Origin of the sequence: Massilia aerilata, assembly GCF_042656905.1 — a bacterium.
GTDB lineage: Bacteria > Pseudomonadota > Gammaproteobacteria > Burkholderiales > Burkholderiaceae_D > Telluria > Telluria aerilata.
Genome location: NZ_JBHSMZ010000009.1, coordinates 41,214 through 56,870 on the forward strand (window position 1 = coordinate 41,214; position 15,657 = coordinate 56,870).

Sequence of the window (15,657 nt, forward strand, 5' to 3'; positions counted from 1 at the left end):
GCTACTCGGCCATGACCGGATGCGCCAGGTGTCCGGTCTTCAGATAAAAGCGCACGCCCTTCTCGCCGGCCGTGAAACCGGGCCGCTCGCCGGCGGGCAGGCGGATCCAGGCGCCGGGCTTGTAGCGCCGGTCGCCGTCGACGATCCGGCCTTCGAGCACCAGCAGCTCGGCGCCGCCGGCAGCGTCCGTCAGAATGATGTGTCCTGCGCCCACACGCTGCAGGCTGACCCTCTCGGCAGCGCTAGAAAACAGCGGACAGACCATCCGGTCCTCGTAACGCAACCAGGCCGACTGCTGGCGCGTATCGATGCGCACGCGGCGCTTGTCATCCGGCGCCATCTGCCGCAGCTTGACGAAGATGAGCGCACCCTCGGCGCTCGACGGCTGGTGCGAGGTCCCGTCCGGATTGCGCAGATACCAGCCGGCCGGGAAGTCGCCGGTCTCGTCGGAGAAGGTGCCGGCCAGGACCAGGATCTCTTCGCCGCCCGGGTGTTCGTGCGGCGGAAAGCGGGAATCCGGGGCGTAGCGCACGATGCTGGTGGCGCGCGCCTTCTCGACGCCGATCCGGTCCAGCATCATCCGTTCGACGCCCGCCTGCGGCGAGGCGACCCATTGGTACTGGCTGGGTTCGACGATGACGGGCTGCGAAAAATCGGCGTTGACGAGCATGGGTTGTCCTCCTGCCTGCAAGTCTAGACCATCCGCGGCCGCATTTCCACGGCGCCCCGCTGGGCGCGATAAATACGCACCCAGCAGCACAGCACCGCGATCACGCCCAGCACCGACGGCGCCAGCTGCGACCACGGCTGCCCCACCCGCACGGTATTGCCGACCGCCGCCGACAGCATCCCGAACAAACAGCCCAGGATTTTATACACATGCTCGTAGCGCCACAGCGCCGCATGCCAGCGCCGCGGGAACAGCCAGCGCGCGGCGTCGTAGGCGAGCAGGATCGCGATCGCGGCCAAGGTCGACACCATCACCGACGCCGCTGCCCCCACGGTTGCGCCATCGGCGAACAGCCGGCGCACCAGCATCGCGGTGATGGCCGCAGCCCCCAGCAGCAGGCCGGCATCGATCCGATCGGGACCATTCGCCCGCGTGTGGATCACGTGCCAGCCGCTCAGCAACTGATAGGACACCAGAACGGTCAAGACCGCGAACAGCGGCAGGAAGCGGAAGAGCGCATTGCCGATCGCGGCGCTCAGGCAGACGACAAAGGTCAGCAGCACGAACACACGCCCGCGCCGGCGGTGGTGGATGGCGTCCTTCGGTTTGCCGAGCAGGTAGAGGCCGAGGACGATGGCGGCGCTGCCGGCCAGGATGTGAACGCCGAGGTTCAGGAGGTGTGGGGTCATCATGCTTTCCACGGTAGGGAAAACATGAAGGGGGCACCATCGCGATGGAACGAACCGCCGCTTTCGTGCCCCCAACTGAGGGAAGGAGGATCGAAGGATCAGTCCAGCGCAATCAGCGCCACCGGCGCCCGCAGCTCGAACTGCACCTTGCCTTTCGCAACCACGGCGGTCTTGCCGGTGTAAGCATCGCGCACGGTCTGGCCGTCCATGAACACCCCGGCCACAGGAATCGCCACGCTGCGGTCCTGCGGCAGGTCGAGCGCGACCACCACGCGGTCCGTCACGCCGTTCTTCTCATAGGTGCGCTTGAACACGTAGGGGCTGGCCTGCAGCATCTGGTGCACGCCGGCACCCACCGCCGGGTGCGCGTGGCGGAAGCGGCCCAGGCGCGCCCAGTGCTCGCGTACTTCGGCCACGCCGAACAGGCCGACGCGGGTGTTGTTCTTCAGCTGGTCCCAGTTCATGAAGGAGCGCAGGTTGGCGTCGCCCTCCGCGCCCTCGATCTTCAGCACGCGCGCGGTTTCGTCGCCGTAGTAGATCTGGGCCTGGCCCGGCGCCAGCAGCAATTTGTTGGCCGCTTCCATCGGGTGCTGGCGCAGCGCGTCGAAGGGGTTGCCGTCGTCGTGAGAGTCCAGGTAGTTCAGCACCGAGTAGCCCTTCAGCGGGCCTTGCAGCGCCGCCGAGTAGGACGAGAACAGCTGCTCGTAGCCTTGGCCGGCATCGCGGACCATGCTGAAGTTGATCATGCTGTCGAAGCCGTTGCTGTAATAATCGACCTTGCTGCCGCCGTCGTAGCTGAACTCGCGGCCGGCCTTGACCCCGTAGCCGTAGGTCTCGGCAGTCATGAAGAAAGGCAGATCGCCCGGCAGACGCTTGGCCGGATTGGCCTTCTTCCAGTCCTCGTAGGCCTGGCTGGCGACCTTCTTGAGGTCCTTCCAGGCGCCCGGTTCGACGTGCTTGACGGTGTCGGCGCGGAAGCCGTCGAAGCCGTACTTGCGCACCCAGTCGCTGTGCCACTTCATCAGGTAGTAGCGCGGCGCGCGCGGATACCCGGTGCGCTTGAAGAAATCGTCCAGCTCCTTCGTCTCGCGCTCGTAGCGCCCTTCCTTCTTCCACTTCGCGGCCAGTGCCGGCGGCACGTCGACTTTCTCGTTGCTGTCGGTGCGGAAGTCCGGCAGGTTCTTCACCAGCGTGCAGCTGATGGTCGTCGCCATGTCTTTATAGGTGCAGGCCGGCGAAGTGCGCACCCACTCGGCCGGCCACACCGGATCCTGCTCCGTCACCGGGCCGGTCTGGTTCATCACCACGTCCAGCAGGACGCGGATGCCGCGCGCGTGGGCGGCATCCACCAGCTCGTGCAGGTCTTTCTCGGTGCCGAGGTTGGCGTCGACGGCCGTGAAATCGCGCGCCCAGTAGCCGTGGAAGCCATAGGTCTTGCCCGTGCCTTCGTCGGTGGGCGCATGGATCTGCTCCACCGGCGGCGTGATCCAGATCGCATCCACGCCCAGGTCCGTGAAGTACCCGTCCTTGATCTTCTGCGTGACCCCGGCCAGGTCGCCGCCCATGAAGCCGCGCGCGACGGCGGCGTCGTCCTTGCGGCCATAGGCGTGGTCATTGGCCGGGTTACCGTTGTTGAAGCGGTCCGTCAGCAGGAAATAGACGGTCGCGTTCTCCCAGGTGAAGGGCTTGCTTTTCACCGGCGTCAGGTCCGGGGCGGCGGAGGCGGCGCCGAAGGCGAGCATCAGGGAGACGGCAAGGGCGGAGAATTTCATTCAGGGTCCTTTATATAGTTAACTTGGGTCCCCGCCTGCGCGGGGACGACGGATCATGTGATGACGCTTGGTTCTTTGCGCCCGGTACGCTGCTTCAGTTCCGACACCTGCTCGGCAATGGCGATCAAGGGCGCCAAGGCTTCCTGGGTGTCGAGATCGTGGCGCGACGGGTCGGCCTCGTAGCGTTCGAGGTAGACCCGCACGGTCGCGCCCTCGGTGCCGGTGCCGGACAGGCGCAGCACGATGCGCGAGCCGTCGCTCATGATGATGCGGATGCCCTGCTTGCTGGCGACCGCGTGGTCGACCGGGTCGGTGTAGACGAAGTCGTCGGCCTGCGCGACGCGGAAGTCGCCGAAGCTCTGGCCGGCCAGCGACGCCAGCTTCGCGCGCAGGTCGACCATCATCTTGTCGGCGCTGGCGGCGTCCACGGCTTCGTAGTCGTGACGCGAATAGTAGTTGCGGCCGAAGCGGGCCCAGTGTTCCTGCACCAGCTGGTTGACCGATTTGCCGCTGGCCGCGATCAGGTTCAGCCAGAACAGCACGGCCCACAGGCCATCCTTTTCGCGGATGTGGTTCGAGCCCGTGCCGTAGCTCTCCTCGCCGCACAGGGTGGCGAGATTCGCGTCGAGCAGGTTGCCGAAGTACTTCCAGCCGGTCGGGGTCTCGAAGCAGGAAATGCCCAGGGCTTCGGCGACGCGGTCGGCGGCCTGCGAGGTCGGCATCGAGCGCGCGATGCCCTTGATACCCGCGCGGTAGCCCGGCGCCATCGTCGCGTTGGCGGCGATGATGGCCAGGCTGTCCGAAGGCGCGACAGCGAGATTGCGGCCGACGATCATGTTGCGGTCGCCGTCGCCGTCGGAGGCTGCGCCGAATTCGGGGGCGTCGGCGCCGTTCATCAGCGCCACCAGTTCGGCGGCGTTGACGGGGTTCGGGTCCGGGTGGTGGCCGCCGAAGTCTTCGCGCGGCTCGGCGTTGATGACGGTGCCCGCGGGCGCCCCCAGCATGCCTTCGATGATGGCTTTCGCGTAGGGACCGGAGACGGCGCTCATGCCGTCGAAGCGCATCGTGAAGCCGCGGCCGAACAGGGCGCGGATGGCGTCGAAGTCGAACAGGCGCGCCATCAGTTCGGCGTAGTCGGCCACCGGGTCGATGACCTCGACCGCCATCTCTTCGAGCTGGGTCGCGCCGATCCGGTCGAGGTCGACCGGGCCGGCATCGCTGATGCGGTATCCGGTCAGCGACTGGGTATGCGCGTAGATCGCCTCGGTGATCTTCTCCGGCGCCGGGCCGCCGTTCTCGATGTTGTACTTGATGCCGAAGTCGCCGTCCGGGCCGCCGGGATTGTGGCTGGCCGACAGCACGATGCCGCCGAAGGCGCCGTGCTTGCGGATCACGCAGCTGACTGCCGGCGTCGAGAGGATGCCGCCGCGGCCGACCAGTACTTTGGCCACCTTGTGCGCGGCGGCCATGCGCAGGATGGTCTGGACTGCGGTGCGGTTGTAGAAGCGGCCGTCGCCCCCGAGCACGAGGGTGCGGCCGCTGCAGTCGCCCAGGGTCAGGAAGATCGCCTCGACGAAGTTTTCGAGGTAGCCGGGCTGCTGGAACTCGGTGACCTTCTTGCGCAGGCCAGAGGTGCCGGGGCGCTGCCCGGCAAAGAGTTTGGTCGCTACAGTCTGAATCGTCATTGCCGCTCCTGTCGTATTCGTGAATGCATGGGTTTGTTGTCAAACCATTACGATACGACAGGAGGCGAAATGGTGGCGCAGCTTACTTTTCGGCCTTGTCGGTGACGAACAGCGTCAATGCGGCCGCCAGCACCATGCTGGCGCCGCCCAGCACCAGGGTCAGCACCGTGTGGCCGCCGAAGAAGTGCTTGGTGAAGAAGCCGAGCAGCAGGCCGCTGAGGATCTGCGGAATCGTGATGAAGAAGTTGAACAGCCCCATGTAGTAACCCATGCGGTTGGCGGGCAGCGCGCCGGCCAGGATCGCGTACGGCATGGTAAGGATGCTGGCCCAGGCGATGCCGACGCCGATCATCGGCAGCATCAGGGTCTGCTTGTCGTGGATGAGGAACACACTGGCCAGCGACAGGCCGCCGATCGCCAGGCACACCGCGTGGCAGGCCTTGCGGCTGGTGGCGCGCGCCAGCACCGGCAGGATGAAGGCGGCCAGCGCCGAGACGCCGTTATACACCGCGAACATCACGCCGACGTAGTTGCCGGCTTCCTGGTAGGCGGCCGACTGTGCGTCGGTGGTGCCGAAGACGTTGTCGGCGACCGCGGTGCCGGTGTAGATCCACAGCGCGAACAGCGCGATCCAGCTAAAGAACTGCACGAAGGCCAGCTGCGCCATGGTCTTCGGCATCTGGCCGAAGCCGCCGACGATCTCGCGCAGCGCCAGGCTGAAGCTGCGCGCATGCTTGCGCTGCTCCTTGAAGCGGTCCAGGTCGGGCGGCGGCAGTTCGGTGGCGGTGAACACGGTCCAGCTCACGGCGGCCAGGAACACGGCGCCGCCGATGTAGAAGGAGTAGCGCACGCTATCTGGAATCGCGCCATTGACCGGCACGTTCGAGACGCCGTATTCCGTGAAGATCATCGGCAGCAGCGAAGCGATGACGGCGCCGCAGCCGATGAAGAAGGTCTGCATCGCGTAGCCGGCGGTCTGCTGCGAGGTATCGAGCTTGTCGCCCACGAAGGCGCGGAACGGCTCCATCGAAACGTTGATCGCAGCATCCATCATCCACAGCACGGCCACGGCCATCCACACCGCGGCGGAATTCGGCATCAGGAACAGGGCGATGGCGGCCATGATGGCGCCGAGGAAGAAGAAGGGACGGCGGCGGCCCCAGGTAGGGTGCCAGGTGTTGTCGCTGAGGTAGCCGATGACCGGCTGCACCAGCAGGCCCGTGACGGGCGCGGCGAGCCAGAACAGCGAGAGGTTGTCCGGCGAGGCGCCAAGGGTCGTGAAGATCCGGCTGGTATTAGCGTTCTGCAGCGCGAAGCCGAACTGGATGCCGAAGAAGCCGAAGCTCATGTTCCACAGCTGCCAGAACGACAGGCGCGGCTTGAGCGAGTGAGTGTGCATTTCCATCTTTGTCCCCTAACGGTGCCTGGACTGGTGCCAGACTACCTTCATGTAGCAAAGTAACATGGGGATTGTAGAGTGTCAATCCAGACAATGCCTAGGGTGGCGATGAAATCGTGTAGTTAAACAACAGAAGCAAGGTCGTTCCCGCGAAAGCGGGAACGACGGACTGGTCAGCCCTTCTTGTACGGCTTCTTCTCGCCAAACTTCTTCTTCGGCACCGCCTTGATCGGCTCCTCGCCATCGCGCGTGATGTTCAGCTGGCGGCCCGCCACCCACACCTTCTGCAGGTGCTGCAGCAGGTCCTGCGGCAGGTCGGCCGGCATGTCCAGGGTCGAGTAGTCGTCGTAGATCTCGATGCGGCCGATTTCCTTGGACGGGATGCCGCCTTCGTTGGCGATGGCGCCGACGATGTTGCCCGGCTTGACGCTGTTGGCGTGGCCGACCTCGATGCGGTAGGTCGCCATGCCCGGCTCCGGCGCGCGCATCACGCGCTCCTTCTTGAAGCTCTCGCGCGGCTGGGCGAAACCTTCGCGGGTCGGGCGCGCCGGGCGCTCGTCACCGCCGGCACTGTCGCGGCCAAAGCTCTCGCGGCCGGCGCGGGCCGGACGTTCCTGCCATTCCGGACGCGGCTCGCGTTCCTTCCACTCCGGCTTCGGCTCGCGGTCCGGCTTCTCGATCAGCAGCGGCTCGTCGCCGCGATTCAGCTTGGCCAGGGCGGCGGCGATGTCGATCGCCGGCACGTTGTGGTCGCGCTCATATTCTTCGATCAGATTGCGGAACATCTCCAGGCCGCCGGCGGCCAGGGCTTCGCCGATCTGGTCCTTGAACTTGGCGATGCGCACGTCGTTGACGGCCTTGATGGTCGGCAGGGTCAGTTGGGCGACCGGCTGGCGGGTGGCGCGCTCGATCGCCTTCAGCATGCCGCGCTCGCGCGGGGTCACGAACAGGATCGCCTCGCCGCTGCGGCCCGCGCGGCCGGTGCGGCCGATGCGGTGGGTGTAGCTTTCCGGGTCGGACGGCACGTCGTAGTTGATCACGTGGCTGATGCGCTCGACGTCCAGGCCGCGCGCGGCGACGTCGGTGGCGACCAGGATGTCGATCTTGCCATTCTTGAGCTGCTCGATGGTGCGCTCGCGCTGCTGCTGCGCCAGGTCGCCGTTGATGGCGGCGGCCGCGAAGCCGCGCGCCTGCAGCTTCGATGCCAGTTCTTCGGTGCCCAGCTTGGTGCGCGCGAAGATGATCATGCCGTCGAAGGGTTCGGCTTCCAGGATGCGGGTCAGCGCTTCCAGCTTCTGCAGGCCGGCCACCAGCCAGTAACGCTGGGTGATGTTGGTGGCGGTGGTGGTCTTGGCGGCCACCGTCACTTCCTTCGGCTCACGCAGGTAGGTCTTGGCGATGCGGCTGATCGCCGGCGGCATGGTGGCCGAGAACAGCGCGGTCTGGCGCGTTTCCGGGGTCTCCTGAAGGATGCGCTCGACGTCGTCGATGAAGCCCATGCGCAGCATCTCGTCGGCCTCGTCCAGCACCAGCGTTTGCAACTGCGACAGGTCGAGCGTGCCTTTGTCGAGGTGGTCGATGACGCGGCCCGGGGTGCCGACCACGACCTGGGCGCCGCGGCGCAGTGCCGACAGCTGCGGGCCGTAGGCCTGGCCGCCGTAGATCGGCAGCACGTGGAAATTCTTCAGGTGCGCGGCGTAGCTCTGGAAAGCCTCCGCCACCTGGATCGCCAGCTCGCGCGTGGGCGCCAGGACCAGCGCCTGCACGGCGGGGTTCTTGACGTCGATGCGCGACAGGACCGGCAGCGCAAAGGCGGCGGTCTTGCCGGTGCCGGTCTGGGCCTGCCCGAGGATGTCGCGGCCTTCCATCAGCAGCGGAATGGTGGCGGCCTGGATCGGCGAAGGCGTCTCGTAACCGACGTCCTTCAGCGCTTTCAGGATCGGTGCGGGAAGGTTCAGGTCGGCAAACGTCGGGAGCTGGGTGTCATGCATGTAGGAAATTCTCTTAAAAATTCAAGGCAATCCTACAGTTTACTCTTTCGCGGGCTTGGAAGCCCGGATTATTTGCTGCCGATGCACCCGGAATACCACGCCGCCGCGCTGCCCCGCTATACGATCCGCCATGGCGATTCATGAAATATCCTCATAGCGGCATTGAATAAAAGCCGTCTATTCTCATGCGTCCTTGCTGGCTATAGTGGCAAGGCCTTGGTAAAACGAAAGGAATAGACATGCAGCTCAAACGCGTCGGCTCGCAGCCCTCGATGAAAGGCCCGGAGCAGTACTTCACCGGCACCGTGCGGATCGATCCGCTCAACAGCGCGCCCGAACCTTCGCGCGTGTCCTGCGCCAGCGTCACCTTCGAGCCGGGCGCACGCTCGGCCTGGCACACGCATCCGCTGGGCCAGACCCTGATCGTCACGGCCGGCTGCGGCTGGACCCAGTGCGAGGGCGAAGCCATCGTCGAGATCCGGGCCGGCGACGTGGTCTGGTGCCCGCCCGGCCACAAGCACTGGCATGGGGCCTCGCCGACGACGTCGATGACCCACATCGCAGTCCAGGAAGCGCTGGACGGCGTGAACGTGGTGTGGCTGGAAAAGGTCAGCGACGAGCAGTACCTGGCTGGCCCGCCGCCACGACCGCAGCAATGAAGTCCCTGTGCGCCGGCATGACGTCGACGCACTTGCCGATCACGTTCTCGATATTGCCGAGGAAGTCGAGCAGCTCCTTCTCATCCAGCAGCGCGGCCAGCGGGTGGTGGCCTTGTGCGCGCACGCCCTGCCCGTGCAGCACCTGCTGCCAGCCGATCTCCGCGAACAGCTCGTTGTTCTCGCGGACCACGCGGCCGCTCGACTTGTACAGGTCCAGCTTGCGGCGCAGCGTTTCCGGAATCGCCATCGTGCGGCAGTAATCCCAGAACGGCGTGTCGTTTCGCTCGGTCGCGTGGTAGTGCAGGATGATGAAGTCGCGGATCCTTTCGGTCTCGAAGTCGGATTGCAGGTTGTACTCGTCGATGTCGGCCTGGCGGAAGCCGGCATCCGGGAAGAAGCCGACCAGGCGCGAGATCGCCGACTGTATCTGGAAGATCGAGGTCGATTCCAGCGGCTCCAGGAAGCCCGAGGACAGGCCGACCGCGACCACGTTCTTGTTCCAGGTCTTGTTGCGCTTGCCCGGCATGAAGCGCAGCATCTTCGGCTCGGCCAGCGGCTTGCCGTCCAGGTTGTTCATCAGGATGGAGGCCGCTTCGTCGTCGCTCATGAAGCGGCTCGCATACACATGGCCATTGCCGGTACGGTGCTGCAGGCCGATGCGCCATTGCCAGCCGGCCGGGCGCGCGGTGGCGCGGGTGTAGGGCAGCAGGTCGCCACTCAGTTCGCACGGCACGGCCCAGGCGCGGTCGCAGGGCAGCCAGTGGCTCCAGTCTTCGAAGCCGGTCTTCAGGGTCTGCTCGATCAGCAGCGCGCGGAAGCCCGAGCAGTCGATGAACAGGTCGCCGGCGACTACCGTGCCGTTCTCCATCACCACCGAGTCGATGAAACCGTCCGCGCGCTGGCGCACCTCGACCACCTTGCCCTCGGTGCGCAAAACGCCGTGGCTCTCGGCGTACTTGCGCAGGTAGCGCGCGTACAAACCCGCATCGAGGTGGAACGCGTAGGGGATGTCGGCCAGCGGCGAGTTCGGCATGTCGGTCGAAGGACGCATGAATTTGCCGGCGTTCGCGGCCATGCGGTTGAGCGAGTAGCGCTCGACGTCCGGCGCCTTGCCGAGCTGCCAGGCGCGCAGCCAGTACTGGAAGAATTCGAGGGTCCACAGCGGCTGGCCGAAGGTGCCGAAGCCGTGCATGTAGCGCTCGCCCAGCTTGCCCCAGTCCTGGAACTCGATGCCGAGCTTGAACGTGGCCTTGGTCTCGCGCACGAATTCGTCCTCGTTGATGCCGAGGGCGGTGTTGAACAGGCGGATCATCGGGATCGTCGATTCGCCGACGCCGACGGTGGAGATCTCGTCGGATTCGACCAGGCGGATCGTGTAGCGGTTCTGCAGGAGGCGCGACAGCGAGGCCGCGGCCATCCAGCCGGCAGTGCCGCCGCCGACGATCACGATGTTCCTGATGGGGGTGGTGGAGGTCATCTCGTTTTTCATTGTCTGTACAGGATATGAAAAACCCCCTGGCCGGTCAAACCGTACAGGGGGTCTTTTTCAGGTACCGGCTTGCGCCGACAACTGGATTACAGCTTGTAGTTCAGGCCGAACAGCACGGTACGGCCGTAGCGGGTGTCTTCGATGACGTTATCCTTGGTCTTGCGATAACGCTTGAAGTGCGCGTCGTTCACGTTGTTCATCTCGAGCAGGAAGGACAGGCCTTTCATCGGGCCGCTCTGGATTTCGTAGCCGAACTGCAGGTCCAGGATCTTCTCGCCGTTGATGTAGGTGAGCTGGCGGTCGCCGGTGTTGGTGGTGATGTCACCGATGAAGTCCGAACGATAGCGCTCCGCCGCACGTGCCGAGAAGCCGGCCTTTTCGTAGTACAGGGTCAGGCTGGCGACGCGGCGCGACAGGCCCGGCAGGCCCATGGAGCCCGAACCGCCTTCGGCCGTATCAGGCAGGGTGACTGCGCTGGCGGTCTGCGATGCATTGGCCACCACACCGAAACCATCCAGGTAACGGCTGAACACGTTCAGCGGCATCGATGCTGCCAGTTCGATACCCTTGATATTGCCGCCGTGGCCGTTGACAGGCGTCGTCAGTTCGCCGATGTTGGTCGGCGCCTTGACGGTGGTCGGCAGGATGAACGGGGTGTAGTCGATCGTGCGGGCTTCGTTCAGGATGTAGGTATCCAGCTTCTTGTAGAACACCGCGGCGCTCACGTAAGCCTTGCTGTCCCAGTACTTCTCGTACGACAGGTCGATGCCCTTGGCGCGGAACGGATCCAGTTTCGGATTGCCGCCGCCGCCGCTGTAGATGCCGCGGGTCGCGTCGAAGCCGAAGTTGCCGCTGGCGCGCATGTCGTTCAAGGTCGGACGGGCCATGATCTTCGACAGCGAGAAGCGCAGCGATTGCTGGTTGCCCAGGTCGCCGATCAGGTTCAGGCTCGGCAGGAAGTCGTTGTAGCTCGCGCCATCCGTGACCGGCGTGGTCGGACGCTGGGAGTCAGGCACATTGACGCCGGTCTTGTCGACCGAGTAGGCAGTCGAATCCTGCTTGGTGTGGACCATCTGCAGGCCCAGGGCACCGCGCACCGGCAGCGCGCCGACGTTGGTGTCGATACCCAGCTTGGCGAAGGCGGTCGTCACCTTCTCGTTCACGATCCAGTCCTTGTTCGTGATATCCGGGTGCTTCTTCTGCTTCAAGTCGTACAGGGAAGACAGGTTGGCGACCGGGTCGAAGGTAGCGACATTGATGCCGGTGCCGGCAGCCATGCCCGAACCGCTACCCGACGGGAAGGCTTCGGTGGCGAAGGGATTGCTGCTGCCCTTCACCGACAACAGATCTTCGGTGTACTCGCGGGTCTTCGAACGGCTCGACACGTTCACGCCGGCGGTCAGCTTGCTGAAGAACATACCGTCCGGCAGGTCACGCGTGAAGTCCAGGCGCTGTGCGTTGATCTTGTCGTAGACGTGCGGGAACTTGACGTAGCCGGCCTGGATGTCGGCGCCGCCCCAGCCCTGCGGGTCGGTCAGCTTGACGACATTGGTGTTGGCGTAGTTCAGGCCCGGCACGAAAGTCTGGCTGCCGGCGGTGAACTTGACGGTGTCCAGGGTGGTCGAGCTGCCGTAGGTTTCGATGTTGGTGCCGTTACGCTCTGCCGAGTTGAACGACAGATCGAGGTTGGCGGTCCAGTCCTGGTTGACGCGCAGCTTGTTGTTCCAGCCGATCGACTTGGTGGTGTCCTGCCACGACACGGCGTCGTTGCGCAGCACGGCGCGCACGTTGTTGAAGGCGCCAGCGGTGACGTTGTTGCCCGACAGGGTAGCGTTGATCAGCTGGCCCGGCTGGTCGTAGGCATTGTTGGTGCCGTCGTTCAGCGGCATCTGGATGCCGCGGGTGCGGTTGTTGCGGTCGTAGCGGGTGTACAGCAGGTCGACGGTGGAGGTGAAGTCCTTGCTCGGACGGTACTGGATCACGCCCATCAGGCCGTTGCGCGACTGGTCGTAGCCGTCGGTCCAGGCATTGAAGCCGTTGTACGGCACGTTGACGGTCGCGCCGTTGTAGGTGGCGGTACCGTTGCCCCAGGATTCGAAGCGGGTGGTGTCGCCGCTCTTGCCCTGCAGGCGCGCGAAGCCGAAGGCCACGCCGACCTGGCGGTTCGCGAACTGGTCGATGTACGAGAAGGTGAAGCGGTTGCCGTGGCCCTTGTCGTTATCCATGCCCAGGCCGGTCTTGTCGCGGCGGTAGTTCAGGGCGATGGTGCGCTTGTTGAAGTCCAGCGGACGCACGGTCTGCAGGTCGACGGTGCCCGACAGGCCCTGGCCGACCAGTGCGCCGTCCGGGGTCTTGTAGATCACCACGCCCGACAGCAGCTCGGACGGGTACTGGTCGAATTCGACGCCGCGCGAATCGCCGGTCGAGACTTGCTCGCGGCCGTTCAGCAGGCCGGTCGAGAAGTCCGGGGACATGCCGCGGATCGAGATCACGGCCGCCTGGCCGTTGGTGCGCTGGGCGGTCACGCCCGGCAGACGGGCGATCGACTCGGCGATCGACTGGTCCGGCAGCTTGCCGATGTCTTCAGCCGAAATCGCCTCGACGATCGAGTCGTTGTTCTTTTTGACGGAGATCGCTGCCTCGATGCCGCGGCGGATACCGGTCACGGTCACGGTCGCGACGCCCGAATTGGTGGCGCCGGTCGCAGCTGCGTCCTGGGTGCTGGTTTCCTGCGCGAGTGCGGCGTGGCTGGTCAGCGCCATGAAAACGGCGCAACCTGCTGCGACGGGGCTGAGCTTGAATGCGATGGTGCCCGGCACAGTGCGCGCCGTGCGCTTGTTGATAAGGTTCATTTGTCCCCTCAAATCGTACAAATCTATGTTTTTTCCCGAAAACACTAGCCGGAGAGCCATCACTACGGGAGCCAAGAAGCAAACGTTTCTTAGACGTTCTGCCAAGGATTCTGTACTAAAACTAGATGCACTGTCAACGGGACTTGCCTTCGCCTACAGGAATCTCGGATTTTTACGTGATTTTCTGAGAGTGAAGGCGAATATCGTTGTATTCGAGCTACAAACCGTGCATACAGATGATGTAGTCGTACTACAAATTGCTTACTTTGCACCAACAATGCTTGCGTTTGCACCATCATGGTGCGAATTTTCGTAGTAGATTTTCAGTTTATGTCAAGGTACGTGCTCAGTAGCGCATATGTATGCTGCTGAAATGCTGTAGCAAAACTAGAGCTTAGACTAGTCACTATCGTTGAAGCTCGTCCTTCGCTGTAGTATTCTCGGGGCAACAATGCAAATCCGGCATATTTTTCAGGACACTTCTGTCCGCCAGCCGATGTAGTTGCACTACTTACGGAGACGCTTTCCATGCCCGCCCCCTTCCGCCTCACCCTGTCCAGCCTTCTTATCGGCGCCGCCCTGTTCGCCACCGGCGCGGTCCGTGCCCAGGCGCCCGCCATCGACCGCGTCGAGCCGCCCTTCTGGTGGGCGGGCATGCACGACCAGCGCCTGCAGCTGATGGTGCACGGGACCGCGATCGCCGAGCTCGAGCCGGCGCTCGACTACCCGGGCGTGCGCATCGCTCAGGTGACGCGGGTCGCCAACCGCAACTACATGTTCGTCGACCTGGTCGTCGACGCCAGGGCGGCGCCGGGGAACGTGCGCATCGATTTCCGCGGCAAGGACGCCGCCCGCAGCGCCACTTATACCTACCGCCTGCTGGCGCGCGAGAACGGCTCCGCCCAGCGCAAGGGCTTCGATACCCAGGACGCGATCTACCAGCTGATGCCGGACCGCTTCGCCAACGGCGATCCGAACAACGACAGCGTGGCCGGCCTGGCCGACAAGCTGGACCGCAAGCTGGGTCACGGCCGCCACGGCGGCGACATCCAGGGCATGATCGACCACCTCGACTACATCCAGGGCCTGGGCTTTACCCAGCTGTGGCCGACGCCGCTGGTCGAGAACGACATGCCGGGCGCCTCCTACCACGGCTACGCCGCCACCGACCATTACAGGATCGACCCGCGCTACGGCAGCAATGAGGATTACCTGCGCCTGTCCAGGGAGGCGAAGAAGCACGGCATCGGCCTGATCCAGGACGTGGTGCTCTCCCACATCGGCAAGAACCACTGGTGGATGAAGGACCTGCCGACCCCGGACTGGATCAACCATCCCGGCAAGTTCGTGGGTACGAACCACCACCGCACCGCCGTGCAGGACCCGTACGCATCGAAGGAAGACGCCAACAACTTCACCACCGGCTGGTTCAGCCCGGGCATGCCGGACATGAACCAGACCAATCCCCTGGTCGCCAACTACCTCATCCAGAACAACATCTGGTGGATCGAGTACGCCGGCTTGAGCGGGCTGCGGATCGACACCTTCGGCTACTCCGACGGCGCCTTCCTGACCGAATACACCAGGCGCCTGATGGCCGAGTACCCGCAGCTGAACATGGTGGGCGAGGAATGGAGCAAGCTGCCGGCGGTGGTCTCGCACTGGCAGCGCGGCAAAGTGAATTTCGACGGCTACGTCAGCGCGATGCCGGGCATGATGGACTTCCCGCTGACCGAGGCAATGCGCACGGCGCTGGCGGACAAGGAGGGCAAGAACATCTTCAGCGAGGTCTACGAGACCCTGTCGCTCGACTACCTGTATCCGGATCCGAGCCGCCTGGTGCTGTTCGAGGCCAATCACGACATGGCGCGCATCTACAGCGTGGTCAATGAAGACTTCGACCGCTACAAGATGGACATCGCCTTCGTGATGACGATGCCGCGCATCCCGCACTTCTACACCGGCGACGAACTGCTGATGACCAGCGCCACCAAGGAGCGCGACGACAACAGCTACCGCCGCGACTTCCCCGGCGGCTGGGCCGGCGACAAGGTCAATGCGTTTACGGGTGCGGGCCTGACGCCGCGCCAGCGCGAGGCGCAGGCCTTCGTGAAAAAGCTGGTCAACTGGCGCAAGAACAGCCCGGTCATCCATCATGGGAAGCTGATGCACTACGGGCCGGAGCATAATACCTACGTCTACTTCCGTTACGACGGCCAGAAGAAGGTGATGGTGGCTTTCAATGCCAACGACAAGGAGATGGTGCTGGATGCCGGGCGCTTCCGCGAGATGCTGTCGGGGGTTTCGTCGGGGACCGATGTCCTGACTGGAAAAACCTATTCGCTGAAGGATGAGATTCGCCTGCCGGCCAAGGCCACCTTGATCCTCGAGATTTGACGTAGGGTGGGCACTCCGTGCCCACGCGAACGCTCGCACAACGCTAACTTCCGC

General features: G+C 64.5%; 10 protein-coding genes. 2 read left to right on the plus strand and 8 right to left on the minus strand.

Translation table 11 applies throughout. From position 1 onward, the window contains the following. Position 1: 1 nt before the first annotated feature. The 6 genes from ACFPO9_RS14040 to ACFPO9_RS14065 form a co-directional block, all read right to left on the minus strand. Positions 2-670 (minus strand): cupin domain-containing protein, encoded by a 669-nt coding sequence (locus ACFPO9_RS14040; RefSeq protein ID WP_379771731.1) that lies wholly within the window; start codon positions 668-670, stop codon positions 2-4. A gap of 23 nt (positions 671-693) precedes the next feature. After that, positions 694-1,359 carry a hypothetical protein gene (locus ACFPO9_RS14045; protein ID WP_379771732.1) on the minus strand — a complete coding sequence of 222 codons (666 nt, stop codon included), beginning with the start codon at positions 1,357-1,359 and terminating at the stop codon, positions 694-696. Positions 1,360-1,457: 98 nt separating this feature from the next. Then, on the minus strand, positions 1,458-3,131 hold the full coding sequence (locus ACFPO9_RS14050) for an alpha-amylase family glycosyl hydrolase (RefSeq protein WP_379771733.1): 1,674 nt from the start codon (positions 3,129-3,131) through the stop codon (positions 1,458-1,460). A 53-nt stretch (positions 3,132-3,184) separates the two neighbouring features. Beyond that, positions 3,185-4,816 carry an alpha-D-glucose phosphate-specific phosphoglucomutase gene (locus ACFPO9_RS14055; protein ID WP_379771734.1) on the minus strand — a complete coding sequence of 544 codons (1,632 nt, stop codon included), beginning with the start codon at positions 4,814-4,816 and terminating at the stop codon, positions 3,185-3,187. An 82-nt stretch (positions 4,817-4,898) separates the two neighbouring features. Beyond that, the gene (locus ACFPO9_RS14060) at positions 4,899-6,215 is read right to left on the minus strand and encodes an MFS transporter (protein ID WP_379771840.1); all 1,317 of its coding nucleotides are present in this window, start codon (positions 6,213-6,215) and stop codon (positions 4,899-4,901) included. Between the two features lie 173 nt (positions 6,216-6,388). Beyond that, on the minus strand, positions 6,389-8,206 hold the full coding sequence (locus tag ACFPO9_RS14065; protein ID WP_379771735.1) for a DEAD/DEAH box helicase: 1,818 nt from the start codon (positions 8,204-8,206) through the stop codon (positions 6,389-6,391). A gap of 239 nt (positions 8,207-8,445) precedes the next feature. Between ACFPO9_RS14065 and ACFPO9_RS14070 the strand changes: the two genes are divergently transcribed. Beyond that, positions 8,446-8,865, plus strand: coding sequence for a (R)-mandelonitrile lyase (locus ACFPO9_RS14070; protein ID WP_379771736.1), 420 nt, complete (start codon positions 8,446-8,448; stop codon positions 8,863-8,865). Here ACFPO9_RS14070 and ACFPO9_RS14075 read toward each other — a convergent pair. Continuing rightward, on the minus strand, positions 8,816-10,342 hold the full coding sequence (locus tag ACFPO9_RS14075; protein ID WP_379771737.1) for a tryptophan halogenase family protein: 1,527 nt from the start codon (positions 10,340-10,342) through the stop codon (positions 8,816-8,818). The two genes, ACFPO9_RS14070 and ACFPO9_RS14075, sit on opposite strands and share 50 nt — an antisense overlap. 98 nt (positions 10,343-10,440) lie before the next feature. After that, complete coding sequence (locus ACFPO9_RS14080) at positions 10,441-13,206, minus strand: TonB-dependent receptor (RefSeq protein ID WP_379771738.1); 2,766 nt, start codon at positions 13,204-13,206, stop codon at positions 10,441-10,443. Between the two features lie 528 nt (positions 13,207-13,734). Here ACFPO9_RS14080 and ACFPO9_RS14085 point away from each other — a divergent pair. Beyond that, positions 13,735-15,603: a glycoside hydrolase family 13 protein gene (locus tag ACFPO9_RS14085; RefSeq protein ID WP_379771739.1), complete on the plus strand. Its 1,869-nt coding sequence runs from the start codon at positions 13,735-13,737 to the stop codon at positions 15,601-15,603. Positions 15,604-15,657 lie beyond the last annotated feature (54 nt).

Bases quoted from the DNA above. Each gene is read 5' to 3' on its own strand.
- ACFPO9_RS14045 (WP_379771732.1), bottom strand. From the start codon at position 1,359: ATGACCCCACACCTCCTGAACCTCGGCGTTCACATCCTGGCCGGCAGC.
- ACFPO9_RS14050 (WP_379771733.1), bottom strand. From the start codon at position 3,131: ATGAAATTCTCCGCCCTTGCCGTCTCCCTGATGCTCGCCTTCGGCGCC.
- ACFPO9_RS14060 (WP_379771840.1), bottom strand. From the start codon at position 6,215: ATGCACACTCACTCGCTCAAGCCGCGCCTGTCGTTCTGGCAGCTGTGG.
- ACFPO9_RS14075 (WP_379771737.1), bottom strand. From the start codon at position 10,342: ATGACCTCCACCACCCCCATCAGGAACATCGTGATCGTCGGCGGCGGC.
- ACFPO9_RS14080 (WP_379771738.1), bottom strand. From the start codon at position 13,206: ATGAACCTTATCAACAAGCGCACGGCGCGCACTGTGCCGGGCACCATC.
- ACFPO9_RS14055 (WP_379771734.1), bottom strand. From the start codon at position 4,816: ATGACGATTCAGACTGTAGCGACCAAACTCTTTGCCGGGCAGCGCCCC.
- ACFPO9_RS14065 (WP_379771735.1), bottom strand. From the start codon at position 8,206: ATGCATGACACCCAGCTCCCGACGTTTGCCGACCTGAACCTTCCCGCA.
- ACFPO9_RS14070 (WP_379771736.1), top strand. From the start codon at position 8,446: ATGCAGCTCAAACGCGTCGGCTCGCAGCCCTCGATGAAAGGCCCGGAG.
- ACFPO9_RS14085 (WP_379771739.1), top strand. From the start codon at position 13,735: ATGCCCGCCCCCTTCCGCCTCACCCTGTCCAGCCTTCTTATCGGCGCC.
- ACFPO9_RS14040 (WP_379771731.1), bottom strand. From the start codon at position 670: ATGCTCGTCAACGCCGATTTTTCGCAGCCCGTCATCGTCGAACCCAGC.